At 46.6% G+C, this 22,438-nt stretch carries 34 protein-coding genes; 1 reads left to right on the forward strand and 33 read right to left on the reverse strand.

The window, feature by feature from the left end; genetic code table 11:
* Positions 1-2 precede the first annotated feature (2 nt).
* From JAO78_RS05135 to JAO78_RS05295, 33 genes are all read right to left on the reverse strand, one after another.
* Complete coding sequence (locus tag JAO78_RS05135) at positions 3-608, reverse strand: hypothetical protein (RefSeq protein ID WP_226750281.1); 606 nt, start codon at positions 606-608, stop codon at positions 3-5.
* A gap of 3 nt (positions 609-611) precedes the next feature.
* The gene (locus tag JAO78_RS05140; protein WP_226750282.1) at positions 612-3,461 is read right to left on the reverse strand and encodes a phage tail tape measure protein; all 2,850 of its coding nucleotides are present in this window, start codon (positions 3,459-3,461) and stop codon (positions 612-614) included.
* A gap of 44 nt (positions 3,462-3,505) precedes the next feature.
* Entirely contained in the window at positions 3,506-4,345 is an 840-nt protein-coding gene (locus JAO78_RS05145) for a Rha family transcriptional regulator (protein ID WP_226750283.1), read from the reverse strand.
* Positions 4,346-4,653: 308 nt separating this feature from the next.
* Positions 4,654-5,037: an SEN1984 family lipoprotein gene (locus JAO78_RS05150; RefSeq protein ID WP_226750284.1), complete on the reverse strand. Its 384-nt coding sequence runs from the start codon at positions 5,035-5,037 to the stop codon at positions 4,654-4,656.
* A gap of 30 nt (positions 5,038-5,067) precedes the next feature.
* Positions 5,068-5,259: a hypothetical protein gene (locus JAO78_RS05155; protein ID WP_226750285.1), complete on the reverse strand. Its 192-nt coding sequence runs from the start codon at positions 5,257-5,259 to the stop codon at positions 5,068-5,070.
* 98 nt (positions 5,260-5,357) lie between these two features.
* On the reverse strand, positions 5,358-5,735 hold the full coding sequence (locus JAO78_RS05160; protein WP_226750286.1) for a phage tail assembly chaperone family protein, TAC: 378 nt from the start codon (positions 5,733-5,735) through the stop codon (positions 5,358-5,360).
* A 10-nt stretch (positions 5,736-5,745) separates the two neighbouring features.
* On the reverse strand, positions 5,746-6,225 hold the full coding sequence (locus JAO78_RS05165; protein WP_226750287.1) for a phage tail tube protein: 480 nt from the start codon (positions 6,223-6,225) through the stop codon (positions 5,746-5,748).
* 39 nt (positions 6,226-6,264) lie between these two features.
* Positions 6,265-6,726, reverse strand: a complete 462-nt coding sequence (locus tag JAO78_RS05170; RefSeq protein ID WP_226750288.1) for an HK97-gp10 family putative phage morphogenesis protein — start codon at positions 6,724-6,726, stop codon at positions 6,265-6,267.
* 2 nt (positions 6,727-6,728) lie between these two features.
* Positions 6,729-7,133, reverse strand: a complete 405-nt coding sequence (locus tag JAO78_RS05175) for a hypothetical protein (RefSeq protein WP_226750289.1) — start codon at positions 7,131-7,133, stop codon at positions 6,729-6,731.
* Positions 7,130-7,456: a phage head closure protein gene (locus JAO78_RS05180; protein WP_226750290.1), complete on the reverse strand. Its 327-nt coding sequence runs from the start codon at positions 7,454-7,456 to the stop codon at positions 7,130-7,132. Before JAO78_RS05180 ends, JAO78_RS05175 begins: the two co-directional genes overlap by 4 nt.
* A complete protein-coding gene (locus JAO78_RS05185) occupies positions 7,446-7,778 on the reverse strand; it encodes a head-tail connector protein (RefSeq protein WP_226750291.1) in 333 nt (110 codons plus the stop codon). Before JAO78_RS05185 ends, JAO78_RS05180 begins: the two co-directional genes overlap by 11 nt.
* A gap of 5 nt (positions 7,779-7,783) precedes the next feature.
* Positions 7,784-8,080 (reverse strand): hypothetical protein, encoded by a 297-nt coding sequence (locus JAO78_RS05190; RefSeq protein ID WP_226750292.1) that lies wholly within the window; start codon positions 8,078-8,080, stop codon positions 7,784-7,786.
* A gap of 54 nt (positions 8,081-8,134) precedes the next feature.
* The gene (locus JAO78_RS05195; protein WP_226750293.1) at positions 8,135-9,397 is read right to left on the reverse strand and encodes a phage major capsid protein; all 1,263 of its coding nucleotides are present in this window, start codon (positions 9,395-9,397) and stop codon (positions 8,135-8,137) included.
* Positions 9,398-9,402: 5 nt separating this feature from the next.
* Positions 9,403-10,071 (reverse strand): HK97 family phage prohead protease, encoded by a 669-nt coding sequence (locus JAO78_RS05200; protein WP_226750294.1) that lies wholly within the window; start codon positions 10,069-10,071, stop codon positions 9,403-9,405.
* Positions 10,068-11,264 (reverse strand): phage portal protein, encoded by a 1,197-nt coding sequence (locus JAO78_RS05205; protein WP_226750295.1) that lies wholly within the window; start codon positions 11,262-11,264, stop codon positions 10,068-10,070. Before JAO78_RS05205 ends, JAO78_RS05200 begins: the two co-directional genes overlap by 4 nt.
* The gene (locus JAO78_RS05210; protein WP_226750296.1) at positions 11,264-12,976 is read right to left on the reverse strand and encodes a terminase large subunit; all 1,713 of its coding nucleotides are present in this window, start codon (positions 12,974-12,976) and stop codon (positions 11,264-11,266) included. The genes JAO78_RS05205 and JAO78_RS05210 overlap by 1 nt, the downstream gene beginning before the upstream one ends.
* Positions 12,977-13,453: a phage terminase small subunit P27 family gene (locus JAO78_RS05215; RefSeq protein ID WP_226750297.1), complete on the reverse strand. Its 477-nt coding sequence runs from the start codon at positions 13,451-13,453 to the stop codon at positions 12,977-12,979.
* Positions 13,454-13,546: 93 nt separating this feature from the next.
* The gene (locus tag JAO78_RS05220) at positions 13,547-13,915 is read right to left on the reverse strand and encodes an HNH endonuclease (protein ID WP_226750298.1); all 369 of its coding nucleotides are present in this window, start codon (positions 13,913-13,915) and stop codon (positions 13,547-13,549) included.
* Positions 13,915-14,217 (reverse strand): hypothetical protein, encoded by a 303-nt coding sequence (locus JAO78_RS05225; protein WP_226750299.1) that lies wholly within the window; start codon positions 14,215-14,217, stop codon positions 13,915-13,917. The genes JAO78_RS05220 and JAO78_RS05225 overlap by 1 nt, the downstream gene beginning before the upstream one ends.
* 3 nt (positions 14,218-14,220) lie before the next feature.
* Positions 14,221-14,424 carry a hypothetical protein gene (locus tag JAO78_RS05230; RefSeq protein WP_226750300.1) on the reverse strand — a complete coding sequence of 68 codons (204 nt, stop codon included), beginning with the start codon at positions 14,422-14,424 and terminating at the stop codon, positions 14,221-14,223.
* A 7-nt stretch (positions 14,425-14,431) separates the two neighbouring features.
* A complete protein-coding gene (locus JAO78_RS05235; protein WP_226750301.1) occupies positions 14,432-14,920 on the reverse strand; it encodes a glycoside hydrolase family 108 protein in 489 nt (162 codons plus the stop codon).
* A gap of 140 nt (positions 14,921-15,060) precedes the next feature.
* Positions 15,061-15,402, reverse strand: a complete 342-nt coding sequence (locus tag JAO78_RS05240) for a hypothetical protein (protein ID WP_226750302.1) — start codon at positions 15,400-15,402, stop codon at positions 15,061-15,063.
* Entirely contained in the window at positions 15,383-15,628 is a 246-nt protein-coding gene (locus JAO78_RS05245) for a helix-turn-helix transcriptional regulator (RefSeq protein WP_226750303.1), read from the reverse strand. The genes JAO78_RS05240 and JAO78_RS05245 overlap by 20 nt, the downstream gene beginning before the upstream one ends.
* Positions 15,628-15,990: a RusA family crossover junction endodeoxyribonuclease gene (locus tag JAO78_RS05250; RefSeq protein WP_226750304.1), complete on the reverse strand. Its 363-nt coding sequence runs from the start codon at positions 15,988-15,990 to the stop codon at positions 15,628-15,630. Before JAO78_RS05250 ends, JAO78_RS05245 begins: the two co-directional genes overlap by 1 nt.
* Before the next feature lie 195 nt (positions 15,991-16,185).
* Positions 16,186-16,380: a hypothetical protein gene (locus JAO78_RS05255; RefSeq protein ID WP_226750305.1), complete on the reverse strand. Its 195-nt coding sequence runs from the start codon at positions 16,378-16,380 to the stop codon at positions 16,186-16,188.
* A 20-nt stretch (positions 16,381-16,400) separates the two neighbouring features.
* Positions 16,401-16,844, reverse strand: coding sequence for a hypothetical protein (locus tag JAO78_RS05260; RefSeq protein ID WP_226750306.1), 444 nt, complete (start codon positions 16,842-16,844; stop codon positions 16,401-16,403).
* Entirely contained in the window at positions 16,841-17,014 is a 174-nt protein-coding gene (locus JAO78_RS05265) for a hypothetical protein (RefSeq protein WP_226750307.1), read from the reverse strand. Before JAO78_RS05265 ends, JAO78_RS05260 begins: the two co-directional genes overlap by 4 nt.
* A gap of 221 nt (positions 17,015-17,235) precedes the next feature.
* Positions 17,236-18,438, reverse strand: coding sequence for a tyrosine-type recombinase/integrase (locus JAO78_RS05270; RefSeq protein ID WP_226750308.1), 1,203 nt, complete (start codon positions 18,436-18,438; stop codon positions 17,236-17,238).
* Positions 18,438-18,650: a hypothetical protein gene (locus JAO78_RS05275; RefSeq protein ID WP_226750309.1), complete on the reverse strand. Its 213-nt coding sequence runs from the start codon at positions 18,648-18,650 to the stop codon at positions 18,438-18,440. The genes JAO78_RS05270 and JAO78_RS05275 overlap by 1 nt, the downstream gene beginning before the upstream one ends.
* A complete protein-coding gene (locus tag JAO78_RS05280) occupies positions 18,640-19,407 on the reverse strand; it encodes an ATP-binding protein (RefSeq protein WP_226750310.1) in 768 nt (255 codons plus the stop codon). The genes JAO78_RS05275 and JAO78_RS05280 overlap by 11 nt, the downstream gene beginning before the upstream one ends.
* A complete protein-coding gene (locus JAO78_RS05285; RefSeq protein ID WP_226750311.1) occupies positions 19,404-20,405 on the reverse strand; it encodes a replication protein in 1,002 nt (333 codons plus the stop codon). Before JAO78_RS05285 ends, JAO78_RS05280 begins: the two co-directional genes overlap by 4 nt.
* A 433-nt stretch (positions 20,406-20,838) precedes the next feature.
* Positions 20,839-21,381, reverse strand: coding sequence for a phage regulatory CII family protein (locus tag JAO78_RS05290; protein WP_226750312.1), 543 nt, complete (start codon positions 21,379-21,381; stop codon positions 20,839-20,841).
* Between the two features lie 13 nt (positions 21,382-21,394).
* Entirely contained in the window at positions 21,395-21,592 is a 198-nt protein-coding gene (locus JAO78_RS05295) for a helix-turn-helix domain-containing protein (RefSeq protein ID WP_226750313.1), read from the reverse strand.
* A 105-nt stretch (positions 21,593-21,697) separates the two neighbouring features.
* Between JAO78_RS05295 and JAO78_RS05300 the strand changes: the two genes are divergently transcribed.
* Positions 21,698-22,372, forward strand: a complete 675-nt coding sequence (locus tag JAO78_RS05300) for a S24 family peptidase (RefSeq protein WP_226750314.1) — start codon at positions 21,698-21,700, stop codon at positions 22,370-22,372.
* The last annotated feature ends 66 nt before the right edge of the window (positions 22,373-22,438 follow it).

Consider the following 22,438-nt stretch of genomic DNA (forward strand, 5'->3'; position numbering starts at 1 on the left):
CGTTATAGCGCCTCGCGGCAATCTAATTCGAGTTTGGCAATACAGCCGTCGCGGCCGTCTACCTTAAATTCTTGGGCGTCGCGCACTTTGCGCAGTAAAAATGGCACGTTGCGGATAACCAGTGGTGTGCTAACCGGTACGGCCTGCATAAGTTGCGGGTGTATGTTTAGTGTTAGCTGGCCGCTTACGTTGCTGTTTGCGTCGGCGGTAACAATGTAAACCTTGCTGTGGTTGCCAAATTTTACAAAATCACCCGCCAGCAGCTGACCACTAATTGCGCCACTAAAGCCTTGCAGCGGTATTGCGGTTGCGCCTTGGCTAGTTGCTGTGCGCACCACTGGCGAGCCAGCGCCTACGCCTTTGGTGTTGCTGTAGCGTGGGATCACTGCGGTAAAAGCGGTAAAGCGGCCTTTTAAACCACAGGCCCAGCCAAACGCGCTGCGCAGTTCGTCGGCGGTTAGCATGGTGCTAATTAGGGTTATTTCCCACTTGTGCCCCGGTATGCCGCGCACGTGTTCAATGTAGGTTTTGCTTTCGGTGCTAATGTTGGCATCGATACTGGCAAATCGCGCTTCTTGTATTTTAAAAACGGCTGGTAGTTGGCTCATGGTTTATCCTAAACGAATGCCTTGATCTTCAAATGCGCTGCTAACCATGCCTGCTACGGCACCGCGATTTTCCATTAGCATTTCCATTAACTGCTCGTTTTGCAGGCCGGTAAAATTAAACTGCAATTCCACTTTGCCACTGGCTGGGTTTAAACCACCCGAACCCGCACGGCCAGAGTCGCTTTCTACTGCGGATAAGAAACGGGTTAAATCTTCGTTTTGGCGCGGGCTAAGTACCCGTTCGCCTTTGTCGAGTAACCAGGTGCCTTCTTGCGGGATATAATCAAGGCCGCTGTGGGCCATACCTGCTAGGCTGCCGCCTGCAGCAGTTATTGCCCCTAATGCTAATGGAGAACTGATTGCCAAGGCTGCAGACATTGCAGCAGGCGCTAAACCCGGACCTACAACGGGTATAGCCGCAGTTGATGCAAACGCATTTAAGCCAGCCATAAAGTTCATTGCCGTAGCCTGCCCGCTTATTGCAGTAAAATAACTGCCCGCTGCAGCGGCACCAAACAGTTTATCTATAGCCCACGTTGCCATTTTTTGAATACCAATGCGCACTAACATGCGGATCACGTCTTCGGCTATGGACGCCATTAAGTCGCGCATGCTTAGCTCACCCGTTTTTACAAAGTTAACCACCGCATCTTCTAAGCCACCAAACATCTTAGTAAAGATTTCTTCGGTTTGGCCGGCAATATCCCTAGCGTTATCTATGTAGTTTTGCATAGCTTCACTGGCGCCATTCATCCAATCACCTTCAAGTTCTGAAAGTTGCTCATAAGACTCTTCATACATTTCTAGCTTTACAGCCAAAGCTTCTTCCAGCAGCTCTTTTTCTTTTTCGTATTGCTCTAATGATTTATCGCCACTAAGCATATCCATTTGCAATTTTTGTATTCTTTCATTTGATTCATTAATGATCTTTTCACGTTCACGCAGCTTTTCGCGTTCTTTATCACCCATGCCAAAACCTGTTATCAGGCTATTATAGTTTTGCGCATCGCGGTTTATTTCGTCCATTAAACTTTGCTGTAGGCTTGATAACCTTAGGCTTTCTGTCTTTGCTGCAATCTCATCTTCAATAGCTGCGTTTTTTTCGAGTTGCGCGCGTAATATCGCAGCTTCAGCAATGAGTGATTTTTCAGATGCAGTAAGGATTTCTTTGTTTTTTAAGTCTGCTATTTTTTGATCAAACTTAATGAGCTCGCGCCGTGCTTCACCTATTTTTTGCTCTTGGTTAAGCTGTGCATTTAATGCGGCTTCTTGTTCGCGCAGCCGCTGGATCATTTGCTCTGCCGCGCTGTTGTGTATGGCCTTATTTGCTTCTTTGAATTTATCTTCAATCGCTTTTATGTCGCGGGCTATTTTTTCTGGGTTAAATAATTCACTATCGGCTTCGCTTTTACCTGCAGCCGCTAAGCCAGCACGCGCCTTTTCTAAATTGTTGTAGTAATCTTGGATTGCGGCAGCGCGCTTTTCTTCATTGGTTTTGGTGCTTTCAGTAATTTTGGCTATATCTTGCTGCGCTTTAATGGCATCTGAGGCAATTTTTGCAGCCTCGGCTTGCATAACGCCTTTGCTTTCTTCTAAATCTAATTGCGCTTGCAGTTCTTCTCTTTGTTGTTTTAGGCGGTTAAGTGTTTCGCTTTGGCCTGCTACCTCTTTACCGCGAACCTTGCGCACTTTACCACTTTCCATTTCAGAGATTTGCTTATCAAGATCTTTAATTTGATCAGAAAGCTCATCAGTTCTGCCGACGTTAAGTATTGCGCTCCATGCCTTTGACGACTCTTCTTTAATCATCTTCCAGGCGTTTTCGATTGAACCTAAATTTTCTGTTATTTCTTTGGTGCGCGTTTCAACTACATCGGCATAGGTTTTCATTGCCAATGATGAGGCTTCTTGGGTGTTGCCTTGCTCTTCTAATGCCGCAATTTGTTCATAAATATCAGAGGTTAAAAAGTTATACTTTTCGTTTAGCTCGGCAATGTTTTTTGCCGGTTCTTTGGTGAGCTTGGCAAATTCAGCAACGGTGTCGGCTACCGCCTTGCCTGTTACGTTTTCCATTTGCAGGGCTGCTTTGCCAACAAGCTCTATTTGATCGGCCGTAAATTTGCCGGAACCCGCAATTTCAGCTAATGCAGCTGAGGCTTGGCGCTGTGTACCGGTTACCGCCTCAATATTTTTGGCCATATTGGTAAGGCCATTAACCGTGGTGCCACTGGCGTTACCGGTAAGTATAAGTGCGTTTCTAAACCGGTCAGCTTCTATACTGCCTTTGTAGTAAGCAAAGGCTAAAACACCCGCACTGGCCGCCGCAACGGTAAAAGGGTTAACCAAGCCAAGAATATAACCACCCATTGCTCTTGCCGCTGGTGCTATGCCACCAAACATGTCTTTTAACTGACCACCTTGCTGCAGAAACACGGTTAACGGGTTTTGGCCACCTTGCAATGACACGGCAATGTCAGTGAATTGTGCCGGAACACCACGCAGTGCAAACGCCATTTGTTTAGCCGACAAGCCGTTTTTATCGAACTCTACCGACGCTTTTCCTACCTGATCACGCATGCCTTTGATGCGAGAGGTGTATAAATTAAAGTCGTTATCGTCTATTAGCTTGCTGTCGCGGTGCTTGCGCAGCTTTTCTTCCATTTTATCTAGGCGGTTGTATTCCGCTACCACCGGATCAATTTGGCCAATTAAATCTTGCAGCTGATCCTTTTGACGTGCCACCGCTTTATTTAATTTTTCAGTGGCGCGCTCTGCCCTTGTGGTGCCTTCTTCAAAGCTGCCGGTGTTGGCCACTAAATTTAAGCTAAGTGTACCAATGGATTTAGTCGACATGTAAACTCCGGGCATTAAAAAACCCGCCGAAGCGGGTTGTTGTGTTAATTGGTTTCTCTAAATTCACGTAAGTGCAGCAGCACTGGGTCGCCACCTTTTATTACGGGTATGTGCAAACTTTCGCGTATTAAATGCCGTTGCGCCCGTTTTAGGGTGTACGGGTATTCGCGTTTCCACGTTAAAAACACCGGGGCTAACTTGTGCTCGGCTACAGCCAGTAACGGGTAAATTTCTTTTATGCCGGTAAGCATAATATCCGACACGCGCCATAACCATGCTAAGTGGTTTAGCTCTTCATCTGTAAACTGTGGTTTTACTGTTAGTGCGGGCGGCTGGGCCGCTGGCAAGTATTCGCCTTCTAAGGCCAGCTTATGAATATACTCTACCGCTTGGGGCAGCTGATCTTTTGTTAGTTCGTCTAGGTGTTCTATATTAAAGCGCTGATGCACTAGGCTGTAGGCATCGGGGTACATTAAGCCTTTTTTGCTTACTAGCAGGTTTACCGCATTGCGCAGGCCAGTGCGTTCGTCTGTGTTGGTACGTGCCTTATATTGCGTTTTTAGCTTTTCAGCCATTTTGTTAAACGCATTTATGTAAGCTTCTTTTATTTGGGCGGCCAGCTTACCGGTAAAGCCCATAACTAAGAACATAAAGCCGTCTTTGGTCATTTCCCAGCAAGGCCGTTTTTCGCCTTTTGCATCACGATATTCAACGGGCTTAAAATTCAGCCGGTTAAATTCAGATGAACATTCTAAACTTTCAATCTTCTGAATAACGTTTTTATGAAGCTTATTGAATGCTTCAGCAACTTTAAGAGAACTGGTTAGAATTTCAGATTCGTTAACAACAATAGCGTCTGCCGGGATTATAGCTAAAGTGGTCATAAGACCTCCTGTTTGTTTTTTTGAGATGTCACCCAAGTTGTTGGGTGCCGGGAGGCTCAAAACAGCCAAACAGAGCTGCGGATTAATTCCCCTTGCGGGTATTGTATTCATCGCCCTCCCGACTTAGAAATCGGGTACATTTATGCAAATAACAAGGGTTATAGGCATAAAAAAACCAACGCTGACGGGGTCGGGCTTCCGCTGTTTGACGAGGTTTTGAGTCCTCAAGCAGAATTATGCAACCCTTTGCGTTGGTTGTAAAGCCAGTGCTTTAAATTAGCGCGCTGGCTGGGCGAAAACATGTGGAGCTAACCAGCAAATATACCTGACTTTGATTGTACTGGTGATTCTGAAAGTGTGTATTTTCTTACCGTTTCATCATCGTTAAATAAAATAGTTAACGTTTTTGCTGTGCCAGATGAAGATCTATAAGCCCAAGAGGTATAAATAAAGTAGCAAGAAAAATTACAGCTCGTCTTTGTGAAAACGTATTTCCACATTTCTGAACCATCTGGATGGAATGTAGCATCCATTGGATCGCCGAACAGCTCCTTTACTTGCTGTTTACTAGTAACGCCTGTTATCAGCTTATCTTCTATAGTTTCCTGACTTTCTGCTTTTATTTGTTCGTTACCGACACTACTGCAGCCAATAAGAAAAACTGATAATAAAATTGTTAGAAATAGCTTCATATCATTTCCTTTTGATTAATGGGATACAAACTATACCCATTGCTGCATAGCTTCATCAAGTGATAATTCGCGCTCTTCGGGTTTTGTCCACAGCATAAAATCGTCTAGCTGCCGTTTACCGCCATGCAGCGCACTAAGTTGCAGCATTTGCGCGGCGGCTATGCGTTCGTCGCGTTGGTTTGGGCTAAGCGGCCCGTATTTATTACGGTATTTAGCCCACACCTTAACCTCTGGATACGTTAAGGTGCTTTTGGCCAGTTCAATAGTGCTACCGCCAATGCCTGCTAGTACGAGTTCGCACCAGAATTCATCGGCGGATGTTAGTTTTTTTCAGCTTCGTCCTCGGCTTTACTTATGTAGCCGTTAACGTCGGCAATGGCTGAAAGCAACGCCAGCGTTAATGATTCGCACATGGGGCCGCGAACGTCACTGCCTGTGATGTCTTGAACCGTAAACACGGGCTTATTGTTGGCATCTACCACGCTTGAGGCAATACGCGCTGCCACTACATCGGAACGCGCGTTGGCCGCTTGGCTTTCCATGCTAACGGTTGCAAATGACTTTTTGCGAATGTAAGCCGTAGCGCTGTATTCTTGCAGCTTGCCGTTCTGGGTAACCTGCCAGTTTATTTCGCGCATTTCGGGTTGTGCCGGCGCAAAGCCACCGGCATCTTCAATTACTTTTAACGATAATTCCACGCGTTACTCCTTAGGTAGATTTTTTAAGCCACGCACTGCCACCGGTGCGCTGAATGGTAACTTGGGTGGTTACCACGGTGTTTAACGCAAAGTCGAACGGGAAATCTGAAATGTAACCTTCAAACTGGTACCAGGTGCGTGTTGTAGGTAATTCCCAATCACCATCAACACCAACTGTTGGCGGTGCAGAACCGTCTGACCAGCCCACTACCCATTTAACGGTTTGTTGGGTTTGATCGTTTGACTCTGACAACTCGTGCATTCGCACATGGGATGTTTGATTTGGATCGGCTTGTACCGTTAGTGAAGCTTGGCCGGGTGTGCGCATGCCTTTTTTGTATTTGCGGTCGAAATCTTCAAGCGCGGTGGTTTCGATTTGATCAGAGGGTGCGCCGCCAGGGTTAAATGCCGTTGCGCCGCGAACCTGGACAACAGAATCATCTGCAGGATCAATAAAATAAACGTGTGTACCTTGGGTTAAAATTGACATGCAATGTCTCCTGATGTTTTTAGGCTGCTATGGCGGCCATTAAAGAAGCTTATTAATTTCTTTCATTATTTCGGTGCCGAACTTATTAATAACGTTGTTAACATTATTGGTAAGTGCGGGCCGTAAATACTTTCGTTCTCTTGAGCGGCGGGTGCCAAACTCTACTAAATGCCAGTGGGGCGTATTGCCTTTGTAGCCTTCGTCGGGGTTGCCCTTTTGGGTGTTTTGCCAGCGCGTATTTACGCCAATGCGGTAAAGCTGCTTGCCGGTGCTGTTAAATACTTTTGTACCAAAGCGAAGTGCGATGTTGTCTGCAATGCGGCGGCCTGTTTTTTTATCATCAACGGTTAGGGCGTTTTCTTTGGCTGAACGCATAACAATACCGGCTGATCGGCGCAAGGCGCTGCGCGATGCTTTGAACCTGACTTCTTGGTTAAGCATTTGCAGTTTTTTTTGTATTTCATTGAAGCCTACAAGCGAAAACTTTACTTTGTTGCTCATGCCTATAGTCCTTTTGCTGTTACCTTGGCCGTAAACTCTACAACCATTTCGTCACCGTCCCAGATGCCGCCCTCGGGGCCGGCTTCGCAGTCGATAGTTAATACCGATATGCCGGCAATGTTGCCGCTAAAGTTGTTAAGCGCGCCAACGGCAATTGAAACGAGCCGTTTGGCTTGTATGTAGTTGGTGGCCCATAGCTCAAAGCTCATATCTACTGTTGCTATGTCCATAAAGCTGCCGTCGAGGTAGCGCTGGCGATTTGGGGCAGAGCCTGCATAAACAATGGCGGGTAAAGTGCCGTTTTCATCGCGTAATAAGGGCGTTATGCGGCCGTCAAGCTCAGTGGCTAACGTGGCGTTACCGTTAAGTATTTGCACAACAGCGAATTCCGCTTTGTTTTCGTTCATAGCTTGTGCTCGGTTACCAGGTAAAGCTCGGTGTTTCGGCCTGCTGGGTTTTCTATTTCGGTAATGTCGTGATACTTGCCTTGGTAAAATACGGCCATGCTGGTTGTTACATTTGGCATAAAGCGACAATGAAAAGTAACGTTAGTGGGTAACGCCATGCCACTGGCCAAGCGCTGCTGGGCTTGTTTAGCCGTAAGAATGCCAGCCCAAAACGATCTTACGGTGCTGTAGCTGGCTTCTAATGCGCCTGATTCGTTGCGCGCATTGGCATTTTTTTGACAAAGCAGTACCCGGTGCCGCATTGCGCCTGCGTTAATAGCCATTGGGGTAAACTCGCCAAGGGTTTAGCATTTGATCGAAAAGCGGGTTGTTATTCAGCATTAATACGCTGGTAGCGCCACGGTTTTCGTATAGGTCTGAAATAAGCATTAATACCGCACGGCGTACACTGCGAGGCAATATTAACGCGGTTGCAGTAGCTGCTGGATCGGCATCGATGGCGTTTTGATCGGCATATAGCTTGCGATTTAGCCGCTGCTCTACTGCTTCAATGGCATCATCGAGCAATTCTTGCAGATAGGCATCTTCGGTGCTGTCGTCCAGTTCTAACCGGCATTGGCGTTTAATGCTTTCCAGAGAAATCATGCTGTTTAGGCTTCCGGTTTTTCTTCAGCTACGCTGGCTTTTAGCTTTTCAGCGTCTGCTTTACTTACTGCGCCAATAGCAATGGCATAATTTGCGGCTACTGGCGGTAACGTTATGTGTAATTCGCCGGCTTTGTAATCTTGCACAATCGCGCCGTTTTCGCTGGCCGAAAAGTCTTTCAGAATTTCAATGCTAGGCACTTCCGTTTCTGCGACTGGTGGTAATTCAGCTTCTGGGGCGGGTGCTGCGTCTGCCTGAACAGCGGTAACTGTTGCAGCTTCGTCTTTCTTGGCTTTGCTCATGGTTTTACCTTATAAAAAAAGCCCCGACTGGCGGGGCTAACGTGCGACCAGGGTTTAAGAAGCGCGGATTTTCAGGAACTTAACAGCCTGAGTGTCTACTGCCATACCGCCAACGCGTTTTGTGGTGTAAAAGCCCACGAACGGCTTGTTGGTGAACGGGTCACGTAATACTCGAGTACCCATGCGGTCGATAATGGTGTAAGCACGCTTGTGATCACCAAAGGCGATAGCATTGGCACCGGCAGCGATTGATGGCATATCATCGTTAATGGTGTAGCCGAAGCCCGCCAGAACAGATGGTGCACTTTCGCTTAAGCCTGGGCGCCATAAATAGTTACCGTCACCATCTTTTAACACCATAAGTGCAGCCAATGTGGTGCGGCTGAACTGCCAACGGCTGCCCATTAAGTAGCCTGCTTTAAAGTTGGTGAAGAACTTAACGATATCATCGCCAGTAATCGCACCCACCGTACCGGTGTTGATATGCTCAAAGGTACCAAAAGCGCGCGTAGCGTCAGACGTTGCTGCCGTTGCGTAAGCTAACAAACCTTTTGGCTTTAACGTGCCATCGCCGCTAGTGAACGCAAGGTTCTCTTTTTCGGCAAAGTCTGTTGCTACTTCTGAACTTAACCATGATTCTGCGTTAAAAAACACATCATCTAACATGGTTTGGGTGGCTTGTGGATTGGCGTAAATTTCGCCCATAAATGGGGTAATTTGTGCCAGTGTTGGGGTGTTTGTTGCTGGCCGTGCGGCTTGCTCGCCTACCCAACCAGAATTAGCACCACCTAAGCTAACCAATTTTTTATATTCAGCACCACCCATACTGATTACGTTTGCCAGCTGCCGCATTGGCGTGGTGTTACGTAATAGGCTGAGAATGTTGCGGTCTAGCTCTTCTGGCACTGCGTAACCACCGTCTGGATCGTCAGTGATGTTAAGGGCCTTGGCTTGTAATGCACCTAAGCCTTGGTCCTGACCTTTGCGCAAAAACTTGTTAAACGCGTCTTTGTGCTCAGCCTGTTCTGGCGTGGTGCTGGTTGCGCCTGGGCGGTTAGATTTTTTCTCTAACGCTTCGATAGTGGCTTTTAAGCTTTCTAGCTCAAGTAACTGTTCACCTAAGCTTTCTACCTTTCCAGCTAATGCGCCTTTTTCGGATTCAACGGCAGCTAAGCGCTTATCGTTTTTTTCTGTAAACTCGGTGAATTTAGCCGCTATTTTTTCGGCGACTTCTTTTACCGGATCAGAACCTGCTTCTTTGTGTGAAAATGCAGACGCTGCTGGCATCATCATGGGTTTGTTATATGTTTTGTTCATAATAGTTATCCTATTGAATCAAGTAAAAAGTGTAATGAATCCAAGTTTGTTGTTCCGCCAGCATCGCGCAGGGCCTTGTAACCGCCACCTACTATGGTTTTGGCTTGAGTTCTAGAGAAACCAGCATCGCGCAGGCACCGCTCCACAAGACTTTGAGCGGGTAACTCACCAGAACTTAAAACTGATTTAACTTCGGCCACACGGGCCTCGTCATTGGCGGGAAATGTCACTAACGACACTTCCCATAATTCAATATCTTTTAGCATGTAAGCTTCTTTGGTTTTGTCGTATTCCCAATCTTTGAGAATGTAACCAATGCTCATGCCTGAGATGGATCCGGCTTTCATGTGGGCATGTGCCCGCTTGGCCATTGGGTCGTCTTCGATAAGCAACCGACCTTTTACAAATAAACCGGTGGCGTCTTCATACATTTCGGTGAAAATACCGATAGGCTCGTCCATGCGGTGTTGCCAAAGCATGGCTGGCAATTGTTTTTTGGCTTTCCAAGCGGCTAATGAGGCATTAAATGCACCAGGCATTACGATGTCGCCGTAGCTGTCTTTTATGCCAAATACGCTGCCGTACCCTTCAAATTCTCCGCTGTCGCTTACCGCTTTAATATTAAGCTGCATATCTAAGCGATTGCGGGTTTGAATGCCGTGTTTGTATTTCATTTTTGTGTCTCCGGCAGCTTGCCATCAATAAGCATGTTGCTTGGTGTTAGGTAAATGTCGCCATTTTCACGCGGGTTCATGTCTTCGTATTCACGCACGTCGTTGGGGCTTAGCGCGCCTAAGTTAACCAGTTTGCCGTAGAACTCTGCGCGATCTTTCATGGCACCGCGCAGCAGGGCGTTGGCGTTAAATTTGAAATAACGGGTTTTGTCTGACTTAAGCAGGTCTTTATCAAAGCGCTGCTCTATGCGCGTTAGATATGGCATGAGGCTGTGCTGCACAAAGTCTAAGCTTTGGTGCTCTATGTTACTGAATGTGGCTTTTTCTAAATCGGCAACCATGTGCGGGGGCACGCGGTAAAGGCCGCATATTTCAGATCGTTGATATTTTCGAGTTTCAAGAAACTGGGCGTCTTCGCTGCTCATGGTGGTTTGAAACCACTCTAATCCGCCTTCCAGTATCAAGTTTTTAAGGGCGTTTTCGCCGCTGTAGTCAGAGAACTGATCTTTAAGCCGGTTGAACTGGGGATCGGTTAGCGATTTTTCTGTTTTAAAACCACCTGATGGCCGTGCGGCATTAGCAAATAACTTGCTGCCATGGGTTTCAGTGGCCTTTGCTAGCCCCATGGCATGGCGGCCGTAGCTAATTGGGCTTAATCCGTTGAGACCATCAACGGTAAATAGGCGCAAGTGCAATATTTCACTGGCGTCGAGCGTGCGTTGATTACCTTTGGCAAAGGTAACTTTGTACTGAACGGTCCAGTCGTCGTTAAGTTTTGGCTCTACGCAATGCGGTGCTAGTGGCAAAAGCTCTAACACTTTGCCAGTGGAAGAACGATTGATAAATGAGTAATGGTTGCCGCGCAAACAAAGGTGAACCATGATCAGCTCTTTAAACTCTTGAGCTGTCATGTAATCGTTCGGGCCGTTTTGCATCCGCCAGTACAGATCGTTCTTGCTGTCTTTTTCTTTTTGGCGGCCGTTTTGCTTCATTAAGTTAAGCGGCAGCATGCCAACAGATTCAGCCAGTACCCGCACACAACCGTAAACGGTAGCAATTTGCATAGCATTGGCTGGGGTAATGTTTATTCCTGCCGCCGACATGCCAAAAGATGAAAATAAGGCGAGTAATTTTTCAGGGCTATCTATGATGTCGGTATTTTTAGTGCCGAATAATCGTTTAAATAAACCCATCAAAGTGTCCGTATGTTTGGTTCAGGCTCTGGCGGGTCGTTCGCCATTGCTCGTGAAATTGCCATAATCAACGCTACTGCGCCGTCTATTTTGTTAACTGAGCCCCGTTTTTCTTTTACTGGGCGCATCATCTTTTCGTCTGGGGTAACTTGCGCTACCACGTTGCCGATACACCAGGTCAATATTGGGTGGCCGTCATGATGAAACCGGCCGCTTTGTATTGCGGCTTCCAGTTCTTTCATGGGTTCACTCATGTGGGTGTAGTTCTGCGGTATGTTTACCGGCAGTAGGCCTTCGCCCTCTAAATCGTGGGCGAGTGCTGTGGCACCGTGTGGATCTAATGGCACTTCACGAACGGGTGCTTCGCGGTGGAAGTTAAGGATCTCTTCCATCACGTCTTTAAAATTTATTTCGGCACCGTCGGTAACGATGATGCTGCCTGTGTTAGCCCATTTCTGGTAACGCTGGGCCAGCTTTTGATCGTCGCTGCTGTAAACGGTGTCGTAAGGTATAAAAAACTTACTGCCTATGCAGTAGTAGTGCCGTTTGCCGCAAATGTCGCGCCAGAACAATGGCACCATGGCGGTTAAGTCGAGCTTGGTGGCTAAGTCGTTAGCTATAATGCATTCTTGCCCGGCAAAGCTTGATATTTCGAGTGTTTTATCTTCGCAGGCTTTCCACGATTCTAGGTTAAAGAACGCGGTTTTAGCGCTTACCCATACGTTTAAATGCTTTGTTTTAAAGGTATTGGTAAACCGTGCGTTTTTAATGGCCCGCTGCTGCTGGCTTAAGAGGTAATCTTCGTGCACCGACACACCCATATTCGGGTTTGCCTTGCGCAGTACGGCTGGATCTGTCCAGTCGTCTTCAACGTCGATGGTGTAAATAATGCCAAATAGCTCGTCGTCAGGCGTGATGCCTTCGAGCATTTCTATTACACCGCGGCGTTTGTCGTAACAGGGGCCTTCGATGTTGGCACCAGCGGTGGTGATGATCCACAGAAGCGGCTGAGCCCTTGCGCCCATACCCGTAAGCATGGTGTCGTATAGGTCGCTGGTGTCGTGCTCGTGGTATTCATCGATGATGGCGCAGCTAGGGCTGGCACCGTCACCTGGCTTACCGATCACGGGCTCTAATCTGGCCGCGTCTGATGGCTTGCTAATGGTACTGGCGTTAACTTCTATGCCAAAGTGCGCGAGCAGATCGGGTGTTCGCGAACACATTAGCTTGGCTGGCCGGAATACTTCCCAAGCTTGCTTTTCAGTAGTGGCGCCTGAATAGACTTCAGCACCAAACTCGCCATCAGCGGCAAAGGTGTAAACGGCCACGCCGGAACTAACAGCCGACTTACCATTTTTACGTGGCACTTCGGTATACACTTCGCGGTACCGACGCTTGCCACCTTTTTTTCGGATCCAGCCAAAAGCATTGGCAATAATGAAACTTTGCCAGGGTTCCAGCTTTAGTTTTTCACCACGAAAGGCCCATTCGCCTTTGGTGTGCGGTAGCTTTTCAACAAAGCGGCAAGACCTTTCGGCCTTATCTCTGTCGAATCGGTACTTAAATACCTTCTTACTGCTCTGTTCTAGGTCAACTAAAAAGCGTTCGCATGCCAGTTTTACGTACTTACAGGCCGGAACTCGACCGGCAACAATGTCTCGGGCATACTTTGCCGCCCGATTGCAATGCGGGTAACGTTCAATTTTTGCCATTTAGAACTCGGAAAACTGGTTGCCGACTGGCTTTTTAGCGGATCCCATTAACCGGCTGCGGCTAGATGGATCTAATCCGAGCAATGAACCGAAGGTAACTATCTGGCGCAAGCTTTCATTGGCAACAGTAACGGCTGGGTTTTTCTGCAAGCCGCCAGTGGCACCTTCAACGGTGATGCCATTCTGATCAATTTCTTTTTGAGCTATTCGCCAGTTGCTATAGCTTGTGCAGAACGCTTCAACGTTATGCAGATCAGTAACGGTTAACACACCCTCGCGGATAAGCTCAGTTGTAACGAGCGTCCACATCGTTGCCGCATCGGCACTTAACCACTCGGGCGCATCAACACTTTGTATTTCACTGTAGCTTGGCTCGCGGTCGTTCAGCTTCCGCTTGCCTGGGTTACCAGCGGCCACTTTTCGGGCTGTTGGCTTAGGCTTACGACCACGGCCAGGCACGACTGACTTGCCGGTCATGGTCACCTCTGGATCGCGTAGGTCAAACTTTTAATTTCGCGGGTGTAAAAATCTGACTTAAGGGGCGGTACAGAAAATTTAAGCTGCAGAGATTTACCCCGCCCCCCCGGTGCGCTCTGAGGCCGTTTTGGCGTCATGGCAGGGCTTACAAAGGGCTTGCAGATTAGTCTGATCGTCTGTGCCGCCTTTAGATTTCGGCTTGATGTGGTCGATGTGGGTGCCTCTGGTGAACACACCTTGTCTTAAGCACTCTTGGCAAAGGTTATCATCACGATCAAGTATGGTTAAGCGCAGCTTTTGCCATGCGTTGCCATATCCACGCTCGTGCCTGTTGCCCTTTTGCTTCTGCCAACCACTCCAATTGGTATCATCAGCAGGCTTACATTTATCACAGTAGCCAGATCGGCAGCGCGTTAGTGATTTCTTGCACTTGCGGCATGGCTTTAGCTGCTTTGATGGCATCAGCGCTTAGCCTGGCTTTCAATCATCCGGTCAAGCTTTGCGTTAATATCACGCAGGTCTTGCTTGATCTCTTGGCGCAACTCTTGAGCACGACGCTGTTCAGCCATCTGCTGCTCTTTGATATGCGATATTGATATGCTGTTCTGCTCTACTCGTTTGTCGAGCGTAACCGCCCAGCTGAATATAGAAACAGCAATGATCACTGTACTTACTAAGTGGCCAACACTGATAGTTTTATCCAGATGCCAGCTTCTTTCATTAGTTGATTCGGTTTGCTCTTCTGGCCTTACGTGCTGATCCATCGATTAACCTTTACCGCTTACGATATTGATAATCGTTTCTTTATCAGCCTTAACCTTAGCCACTAACTCATCATCCATTAGCGTACTGGTGCGCTTAGCGGCTTTCTCCATCGCCTCGATGGCAGCCTTAACCAGCAGTTCTGCTGCATACTTAGTCGCAAAATGAATGGCTAGGCCCTTAAGAACCTTAATTAGAAATGTTGGCATAGTCGCCTCACTTTATTAATTGAACAGCAGTTACCGCCACATCAACAACACGGCGCGACCATCCCAAACCAAACGAACCCCAATTACTAAGGGAGCTATTAAAAGTAATGCGCTCTGCAGCGATGTGATTAACCAGCGTTCTGGTATCAGCCTTGTTTGCGGCGGCCAGTGTGACAGGTCCAATAACGCCATCCTCTGACACTCGCAATGCTCGCTGCAGTAACATCACCGCACGACGATTGCCCGAATTAACAGCGGTATCAAATACCATTAGCGCAACCGGTAGAGGTAACGCATCTGCTTTAATAGGTAACCAATAATCGCGGTGATAGATGCGTTTAGCATCATCAATTGAAGGCCTGCCCTTTGCCCACACATCTGGGTGTGAACGACGGCTGATGCCATAGATAGTTTCGCCGCCTGGATCATTAGGGTGATTGACATAGCCACCTTCATGATGAAGAACCACATCTAATGCTTTGGCGAAGTTATTCATGAATTTTGTCCATAAAAAAACCCCGAGCTGAGGTTCGGGGTTTAGTGCGCTTAAAGTATTTACAACTTGTGCAAGCTTAGAGAAATATAGCTGTTTTTAAGGGTGAAAAACACGCCAAAAATGGCGCATAGTGAAAATAATTACAAAAAACCCAATAATTCTGCCTGTGCAATCCATAAAAGCACACGTTCTGAACGTTTTAACTTAACCATTTTTACGTAACGACGGTTTATAATCATCCGATGATCTTGCTCGGTTAACTGCTGAACGCACTTATCAATATCTCGCACCCAAGATGGTACGAATACCTGATCAGCTTGATGGCTGAATAAATGCTTATCCGAGCTTGCCCAAATGCCAGTTCGCATCACCTCGCAACAACGTTCTGTAACCGATGTACTAGCATACCCTTGGAGTGCTTCACGAGAAGCCCAAAACTTCCCCCAATCTTGCAGCAAACGATCAAGCTCTTTTGCGTTCAATCTCATACTCCCTGGCAATAGTTATAGCGTCCAACAACTCGACTTTAAAAACACATTCGCAGATCATAAATACCAAACCGAACTCTGGCTCACTTTCGCCAGCTTCCCACCGTTGGTATGTTCTTCTAGCAATACCCATGATTTCTGATACCTGCTCTTGGGTAAACCCTTTCCTTTCTCGGATCAGCTTAAGTATCAAACCACCATGTGGGCCAGTATCGCGCATTAAATAATACCCTTTACCACAACTTCACACTTACCACCGGCGAACTGCTGCATCCTTCTCACTCGCAATACATCAATCTGGCTATCATCGATATAAACCCCGGCTTTACCCAAGGCATCGAGCAAAGACTTTAAGCAGTTATCAATATCGCGTTTTCTGGCATCAGCTGGGTACAGGTACACATCAACCACCAACCGGCCAGCATACTGCTTAGCGCATCGACCTATTAAAACGGCCTCTTTAACTGCCGCCTGAAACTTGCGCCCTGGCAAACTCACCAACACCTTTGTTGTATGGCCAACACGAACAGAGCGCCAATAACTGTTTACTGATGGAGGATAAGGCAAAGTTAGTTCAATCATTCAAGCTCACTTTTATGTTACAAGCATGAGCAGCCATAGCACCCATAGTGTGAAGAATGGCTGAACTTCTATTATTTACGGATCTTTTGCGTGGCGTTGGTCTGCATCTTTCTTGCGTCTTTGTGTTGTTATAAAGCCAAAGCATGTAGTTATGCTCGTCTGCTGCTGCTTTTCGCCTCTGCCTGCTATTCATGATTAAAACTCTAACATCGTGGCTGTTCGCAGTTCCGCACCAACAATGCGGCTACCATCAGCATGGTTAATGTTTATCGAATCAGCGCCCCACCAAGGCACATAAGCCACGCCGCCACGCATTAACCCATAGCGCATGTAATTGGGTGCTGAATCGCTATGAAATTTATTCAACCAAATCTTAGGTATTGCAGCCATTAACATCGCTCATTAAAAATTTATAAAAGGCTAATAAAATCTTGAGAACTTGCAAAATTTAGTTTGTATATGGCTTGCTTAATTGTTTCCCCATATCGTTTCATACGCAGCCAAGTATGAATATTTGGGTAAATTCTGTTTTCGCTTTTATGCCAAAAATCAGCAGGAACTTCTTTTAAAAAGTCAGCAAGATCGATGTCGTAATAAGTTTCTTCGATAACTTTTTTACCAAATCCGTTTTCTGCAATAACAACCGGATATCCGATTCCATCAAAAGGCATTGTGCGAATGACTCTTTTCCCTCCGATAAATCCAGGTGAAGGGCCTATATAGTTAACAATATCGCCAACAGCTACGTAAGGTAATCTTGTCTTGTCAAATGCAGGAACGCTTAAACCTGATGTAATTGCTATCCCAACCAATCCTTTGAGAAAGGATCTTCGTGATATTTTTACACCGCTCACGATTCACGCACCCCTTTAACGATCTGCGCAGCCGATAACAACAGGTGCGCACGGCGGCTATCAGTCAGGCCCTTGGCGTTGTTTAAATGGATCAGCGCTTGGGTAAGCTCCCAATCTAAACAACTGGCTGGTTTTTGTTCGTTGGTTTGGTTCTGCTGTTCATTGCTCATGGTTTAGCTCGCTATAAAAACAATCATCAAAATGGAGGCTATACCCACTAAGCAACAACAAATGCCATGGATTAATGCTGCCTGTTCTTTACGCCGTGCACGTAACTGCGCCACTCTTTTTTGTGTTGCCATGCTCAGTTTTGCCCCTCTTTTACACCTTTGGCGTGTTCCATGTTGGAAAACACAAAAACACCATTCAAAGCCGCTTCACTACTGGCTATTTAAGTTATTTTGCTAATTTCTATTGGCGCTTGGTTGGCGGTTTTTATTTGCTCTTTTAGCCACTCGTGATAACGCTCTAACGCATCCCGTTTAAGGGTCAACATATCCGTATTCACCACACTCACATAAACCAAATCCAGCCCCTTTTGAACATGGTTAAGCAGCCTTTCAGATACCCAAAAATCAACACCCAATACTGCCCATGAGCTTCTGGCAACTTTGCGTAAGTCGTGAGCACTCCACTTTCTTTTTGATATTGATCTAACAATGCGATCGGCATCACTCGACGACATAGCGGTATGCTCGCCAAATAAATAAGGGCCAGTTGAATGCGCTTGGTAAGCTTTCAGAATTGCTACAGAGAACTCAGTAAGAGGAAGGTTGTGAGTTACACCTGTTTTAGTAATGCGCCCAGGTATAGTGATTTGGCCAGCGTCAAAATCAATGTAGTTCCAACGTAGCTGGCGTGTTTCACCAATGCGGGTAGCAAACATCAGCATCAGCATTAACATGGTTTTGGCGGGTTCTGGCAGCGTAATGAAATGACTTGCTACACGGCCAATATCACTCACCATCAAGCTGCCCATTTTAGGCTCAATGCGCTTTTGCACATGATCTTTAAACTGCATCGATAACATAGGATTAATTGTTATCAGCTCTAATTCAGCAGCGCTGGCAAAAACCCGTTTTAAAATGGCAAAATATTGTTTAATCGTTGACGTTTTAAGCGATGCCTTTTGCAGTGGCAGCATTAACATTTCATCGATAGTAATTTTTTTTACATCAGCGATAAAAAGTTTACCCAAGCGCGGCAGTAAATGCTTTTTTATTGCACTGGTAGCACCATTTCGGCGGCTTTTGCTTTTTACCTTTTCCGCTTCCAAGCGTTTTAGATACCAGTTCAGCATGTCGCCTACTGTTCTAAACTCACTACTTTGCATTTGCTCGCCATGGCCAATACGATTAAGCAAAGGCGTAACCAAAGACAACGCATCTTTTATTTTTAGCTCTGGCCAATAACCAATTTTGTGCCTGAGCCTTTTGCCACCTTCATACCTTTGCAAAAACCACGTTGCTTTCGTTCTGCAGCTATGAAAACGAATATGCAGCCTACTGCGTATATCTCGCAGCTCGGTAACTGAGGCGTCATTAACAGCGTTTTTAATGGCTGTCTCAGTAATTGCAATAGGCTGCAAACTCATCAAACATGCACCTCAGTATCTAGACTGATCTGATCAACAACGTTGTGGTAATGCTGTAAGCTGTGATCAATGTCTAATAGCTTATCTGCCATCACATCAGCAAAAGTGAACTTGGCTTTGTCACCATCAACTTGCAGTAATGCCACATGCGCTGCCGTAAGTTCCGCCATGGCCGCTCTAAGGCGGCGTTGATACTCGTCTTTATTCGCCATTGGTCACCGCGGGTTTATTAGTTCGAAAACTTGGCCAGAAACATTCCACCAGGTAAAAGCTGGCAAACAGCCGATCGGCAATACGTTCACCCACATAAGTACCCAGCTGTTCAAAGCCCATATTGGTTAGCACCACCGTGCCCTTGCCTTTCGTTACACGCTGATCAATCACCGCATTAACGATCTTGCTGTCATAATCTGAGGTGCTGCCCAGCTCTATTTCATCCAGTACCAACAAATCAACATTGGCAAAGCTGGCAATCACGCGATCTTCGGTTAAATGGCTATCATGGCGCCGTGCGGCCCGGGCTTTCATTTGAATTTCTAACGCAGTGGCTACCACAGCACTTTTGCCACTGGCATTAAGGGCGTTACATATCGCGCTGGCCATGTGATTCTTGCCCGTGCCAGTGCTGCCACAAAACACCATGTTTTTAACCGCACCGTATTGGCCAAAGTTGCTTAAATACTTGCGGCACGTGCTAATGGCGGTGGCTTGCTCAGGCCGATAAACCTGATAACCTTCAAGCGTTGCCGCCAAATAAATATCCTGCACACCACTGCGTTCAAGCAGGCTTTTAACAGCGCGTTGCTGGCGTTCTGCCTGCACCTGCTCTTGCTGGCGGTGATAGTCGGCCAGTGCTTCGCGTTGCTGAAACGCTAAATACTCGTCTGGCGTAAAGGCGCTGTGCTTGGCATGGGCTTTCACTTTTGCCAACAGGCCGCGCGGAACGTTAATCAAAGTAGGTTTATTCATATTTTCACCGCCAATTCACGGCCCTTTTTGCCCCAGTCTTGCGAGGTCATAGGCTGCCCGTTTTCACCAATGGTTATGCCGCTCTGGCCATTGCCAAAACCCGCTTTTTTCTCGTTATACTGGCTGGCTATCTTTGCCCAGTGCTTGCGCAGCGATGCGGGGCTATGCAGCGTGGTTTTCCAAAAATTATTGGTATGTGCAAAAGCGAATAAAGTCAGCAGGTGCTTTGGCTCTCGGCGATCTTGCGTACGCATTAGTCGTATTTCGTTTGCCCATAGCGCCATGTTTGGTGGCCTGTGATGCTCGCCAAGGGTGTTTTTTAGGATGCCTTCAAGCTGTTTGGCAAGGGATAGATCTTCTTCCGTGCCCCAGTTCTTACCTTTTTGAATAGCCGCATCAGGTTTCAACGGTTCGTCGTCTGCCGAAGGCGACGACACAAGATCTTTTGAAGTTGTCTTTAGTAAGTTGTCTTTAAGGTTGTCTTTAGTGCTGGAACTACTGTTCCCCTTGTACGGAACTGTTGTTCCGTCTTGTGGTAACTGTTGTACCGCCTTAAAGGAACCGTTGTTCCGTCTTTGTACGGAACAGTTGTTCCGGCTTGCCTTACCTTTTAGGCTTTGCTTTTCGCTTTTGCCAGTGGTGATAACCCACTCGCTGATCACTTTGTTAACCCCAACCAACTTCATCAGGCCTGACTTTTCAAGCGTAATCATCTTACGATCAAGAAGTTCAGCTAAGCATAACCTTACGCCCTTTTCAGACACGCCAGTAAGCTCTGCCAAATAGGTGTTAGTAATGCGGTTAGTTTTTTGGTTGTAGCCGTAGGTAATACGAATAATGGCACTCAGCACTCTAAATTGAGCGCCGGTTAAGTCTGCTTTGCACAATTGGTCCTGAATGGCATTGGCCGTTCTGGTGTAACCATCGTCAGTATCGGCAATCACCTGGTTACCCCCATTGCGTTTAGCGTTAAAATCTATTAAATTTGTCGCTGTCATTTGCTTAGCCTATTTAAGTGAGTGACTGGCCCACTCTGAACAGTGGGCTTTTTTATGCGCCTAAAACGCATTGATCTGCTCACTAGCGCCAATATCTCGGATTGATTGGCATCCTTTACCAGTGAACAGAGCAATACGCGCCAGTCTTTCCTGGCTGTCTGGTAACACACACCGGCGGAGGTTGGGATCCAGTGTTATTACCTGCTGCTGTTATTACCCCCACCTGCAGCTGGGGTGGCCTTGCATCAAGTCAGTAAATTAAAAAGCTGTAATGCCCAAATGGCGATTAAAGGCACGTAAAAAATCACCGCAAGAACGGCAGCGATTATCAGCAAAACAAAAGGGTTAATTTTTGGTTGGTTCTTGCGCGCCCATAAAATCGACAAGAACAATACCCAAACATAAATAATGGATGCGAGTTGAAAGCCGCTCATTAGGCCCCCTTTCGGATCGGCGTAGCGGCTTTACCAGGCAAACCCCAATCTTCTTCAGCACTCACCGGCTTTGGCAAATCACGCACTTGGCTTTTTATCAAGGCCTTTAGCGCTAGCGCTTCAGTTACTAGCGCATCAATTCTTGCCTCAATGCCTTCATACTCATCGGGGTCAATAATCCCATCACTGCGTGATTCTCTTATTCCACCAGAGGTTAAGCCCATTTCCTCGCTCAGCCGCAGCAACTGATCGCTAAGCTCTTCTTCGCAGCTCAAATTATTCGGCAACTTAACAAACACACCACCTCGTTGCTGCGCCCATGCCGACAAAATGGCATCGTTATTAGCCTTTTCAGTGAGCAAAATGGCATCGCGCAAATACAAATGGTTGCTGTCGTTTTCCGGGTTAAGCTTGTTGTACATTGAGCCCACATTTTGATAGGTCTCAGATGCAAAGCGATCTACACCATAGCTGTGGCCTAACTGGTAAGCCGCAATGATGGGGCATGAGTAACTAAAAGGTTTTAATGTGTGCTTAGTCATAAAATTAATTACTCTATGCTGCGTTGGCTTGTTTTTCAGCCAACAAGTTATCGATGGCTTGCCCTACTGAATAACTTGGATCAGTAATAAAGCCATCGCGTATCCGGTAAACGGTAGAAATATGACAGCCAATTTTTTCGGCTAAGTCTTTAGGGCTAAGTCCGCGCTCTAAAAGCTGCTGTAGCTTTTGCTGGATGGTAAGTGTTTTCATTTCGCTGCCTGTATTATCCAATTGCATAGATAATTATGCATTGGAGCATAATTGTCAAGCTGGCAGTGTATTGATTTATGCATCAACGGCTGGTGAAATGCACACATGCGAAAAAAAATACATGAAATTCTTGAAGCTCTAAAAGCTGCAAATGGAATAAAAACAGATACCGAGTTAGAAAAGCTAACTGGCGTGTCTCAGCCAACTATTAGCCGGATTCTAAGTCAAAAAACAAAAGTGCCTAAAGACGATGCAGTCAGGGCGCTGGCAGATTTTTTTGGTCTTTCAACAGACCAGCTCAGAGGTTATTCACCTATACCTGATGCATACTTCAATAAAAATGAAGTATCCATGATGGAAGAAACTTCAATTTACAAACGCACACCTGTTTTAACTGCAATTAAAGGAATGGCAAAGATGGGCCAGGATGGCTACTACGAACAAGTTGAAGAAGGTATTGAAGGTTATATAGAGCTACCCATGCGCAGCACAACTGGCTTTGCACTTATTGCCCGTGGCGATAGCATGTACCCTGCCATTAAAGACGGCTTTGTGGTGTGGTGCGACATTGCAAGTCAATTTGTTACAGGCGATAACGTTGCCATACACAAGCGCAACGGCGCTAAAATGATTAAAGAATACCGCAGCAATCAAAACGGTTATACCGAGCTAAAAAGCATTAACGGTGGCGAAGTGCTGCGCATACCAAATGCTGAGATAGAAAGCATATATTTAATCAGAGGCGTACTACACCCCAGCGCTATAAGGCATTTAGACTAATGCCAGTATTTAAGCTTTATTACTTAAGTGATGGTGATGACCACCAAGCTAAAAGCATAAAGCTTG

The organism is Alishewanella maricola, assembly GCF_016343785.1.
Classification (GTDB): Bacteria; Pseudomonadota; Gammaproteobacteria; order Enterobacterales; family Alteromonadaceae; genus Alishewanella; species Alishewanella maricola.

Bases quoted from the DNA above. Each gene is read 5' to 3' on its own strand.
- JAO78_RS05135 (WP_226750281.1), bottom strand. From the start codon at position 608: ATGAGCCAACTACCAGCCGTTTTTAAAATACAAGAAGCGCGATTTGCC.
- JAO78_RS05140 (WP_226750282.1), bottom strand. From the start codon at position 3,461: ATGTCGACTAAATCCATTGGTACACTTAGCTTAAATTTAGTGGCCAAC.
- JAO78_RS05145 (WP_226750283.1), bottom strand. From the start codon at position 4,345: ATGACCACTTTAGCTATAATCCCGGCAGACGCTATTGTTGTTAACGAA.
- JAO78_RS05150 (WP_226750284.1), bottom strand. From the start codon at position 5,037: ATGAAGCTATTTCTAACAATTTTATTATCAGTTTTTCTTATTGGCTGC.
- JAO78_RS05165 (WP_226750287.1), bottom strand. From the start codon at position 6,225: ATGTCAATTTTAACCCAAGGTACACACGTTTATTTTATTGATCCTGCA.
- JAO78_RS05170 (WP_226750288.1), bottom strand. From the start codon at position 6,726: ATGAGCAACAAAGTAAAGTTTTCGCTTGTAGGCTTCAATGAAATACAA.
- JAO78_RS05175 (WP_226750289.1), bottom strand. From the start codon at position 7,133: ATGAACGAAAACAAAGCGGAATTCGCTGTTGTGCAAATACTTAACGGT.
- JAO78_RS05180 (WP_226750290.1), bottom strand. From the start codon at position 7,456: ATGGCTATTAACGCAGGCGCAATGCGGCACCGGGTACTGCTTTGTCAA.
- JAO78_RS05185 (WP_226750291.1), bottom strand. From the start codon at position 7,778: ATGATTTCTCTGGAAAGCATTAAACGCCAATGCCGGTTAGAACTGGAC.
- JAO78_RS05190 (WP_226750292.1), bottom strand. From the start codon at position 8,080: ATGAGCAAAGCCAAGAAAGACGAAGCTGCAACAGTTACCGCTGTTCAG.
- JAO78_RS05195 (WP_226750293.1), bottom strand. From the start codon at position 9,397: ATGAACAAAACATATAACAAACCCATGATGATGCCAGCAGCGTCTGCA.
- JAO78_RS05200 (WP_226750294.1), bottom strand. From the start codon at position 10,071: ATGAAATACAAACACGGCATTCAAACCCGCAATCGCTTAGATATGCAG.
- JAO78_RS05205 (WP_226750295.1), bottom strand. From the start codon at position 11,264: ATGGGTTTATTTAAACGATTATTCGGCACTAAAAATACCGACATCATA.
- JAO78_RS05210 (WP_226750296.1), bottom strand. From the start codon at position 12,976: ATGGCAAAAATTGAACGTTACCCGCATTGCAATCGGGCGGCAAAGTAT.
- JAO78_RS05215 (WP_226750297.1), bottom strand. From the start codon at position 13,453: ATGACCGGCAAGTCAGTCGTGCCTGGCCGTGGTCGTAAGCCTAAGCCA.
- JAO78_RS05220 (WP_226750298.1), bottom strand. From the start codon at position 13,915: ATGCCATCAAAGCAGCTAAAGCCATGCCGCAAGTGCAAGAAATCACTA.
- JAO78_RS05225 (WP_226750299.1), bottom strand. From the start codon at position 14,217: ATGGATCAGCACGTAAGGCCAGAAGAGCAAACCGAATCAACTAATGAA.
- JAO78_RS05230 (WP_226750300.1), bottom strand. From the start codon at position 14,424: ATGCCAACATTTCTAATTAAGGTTCTTAAGGGCCTAGCCATTCATTTT.
- JAO78_RS05235 (WP_226750301.1), bottom strand. From the start codon at position 14,920: ATGAATAACTTCGCCAAAGCATTAGATGTGGTTCTTCATCATGAAGGT.
- JAO78_RS05245 (WP_226750303.1), bottom strand. From the start codon at position 15,628: ATGCGCGATACTGGCCCACATGGTGGTTTGATACTTAAGCTGATCCGA.
- JAO78_RS05250 (WP_226750304.1), bottom strand. From the start codon at position 15,990: ATGATTGAACTAACTTTGCCTTATCCTCCATCAGTAAACAGTTATTGG.
- JAO78_RS05255 (WP_226750305.1), bottom strand. From the start codon at position 16,380: ATGGCTGCAATACCTAAGATTTGGTTGAATAAATTTCATAGCGATTCA.
- JAO78_RS05265 (WP_226750307.1), bottom strand. From the start codon at position 17,014: ATGAGCAATGAACAGCAGAACCAAACCAACGAACAAAAACCAGCCAGT.
- JAO78_RS05270 (WP_226750308.1), bottom strand. From the start codon at position 18,438: ATGAGTTTGCAGCCTATTGCAATTACTGAGACAGCCATTAAAAACGCT.
- JAO78_RS05275 (WP_226750309.1), bottom strand. From the start codon at position 18,650: ATGGCGAATAAAGACGAGTATCAACGCCGCCTTAGAGCGGCCATGGCG.
- JAO78_RS05280 (WP_226750310.1), bottom strand. From the start codon at position 19,407: ATGAATAAACCTACTTTGATTAACGTTCCGCGCGGCCTGTTGGCAAAA.
- JAO78_RS05285 (WP_226750311.1), bottom strand. From the start codon at position 20,405: ATGACAGCGACAAATTTAATAGATTTTAACGCTAAACGCAATGGGGGT.
- JAO78_RS05290 (WP_226750312.1), bottom strand. From the start codon at position 21,381: ATGACTAAGCACACATTAAAACCTTTTAGTTACTCATGCCCCATCATT.
- JAO78_RS05295 (WP_226750313.1), bottom strand. From the start codon at position 21,592: ATGAAAACACTTACCATCCAGCAAAAGCTACAGCAGCTTTTAGAGCGC.
- JAO78_RS05300 (WP_226750314.1), top strand. From the start codon at position 21,698: ATGCGAAAAAAAATACATGAAATTCTTGAAGCTCTAAAAGCTGCAAAT.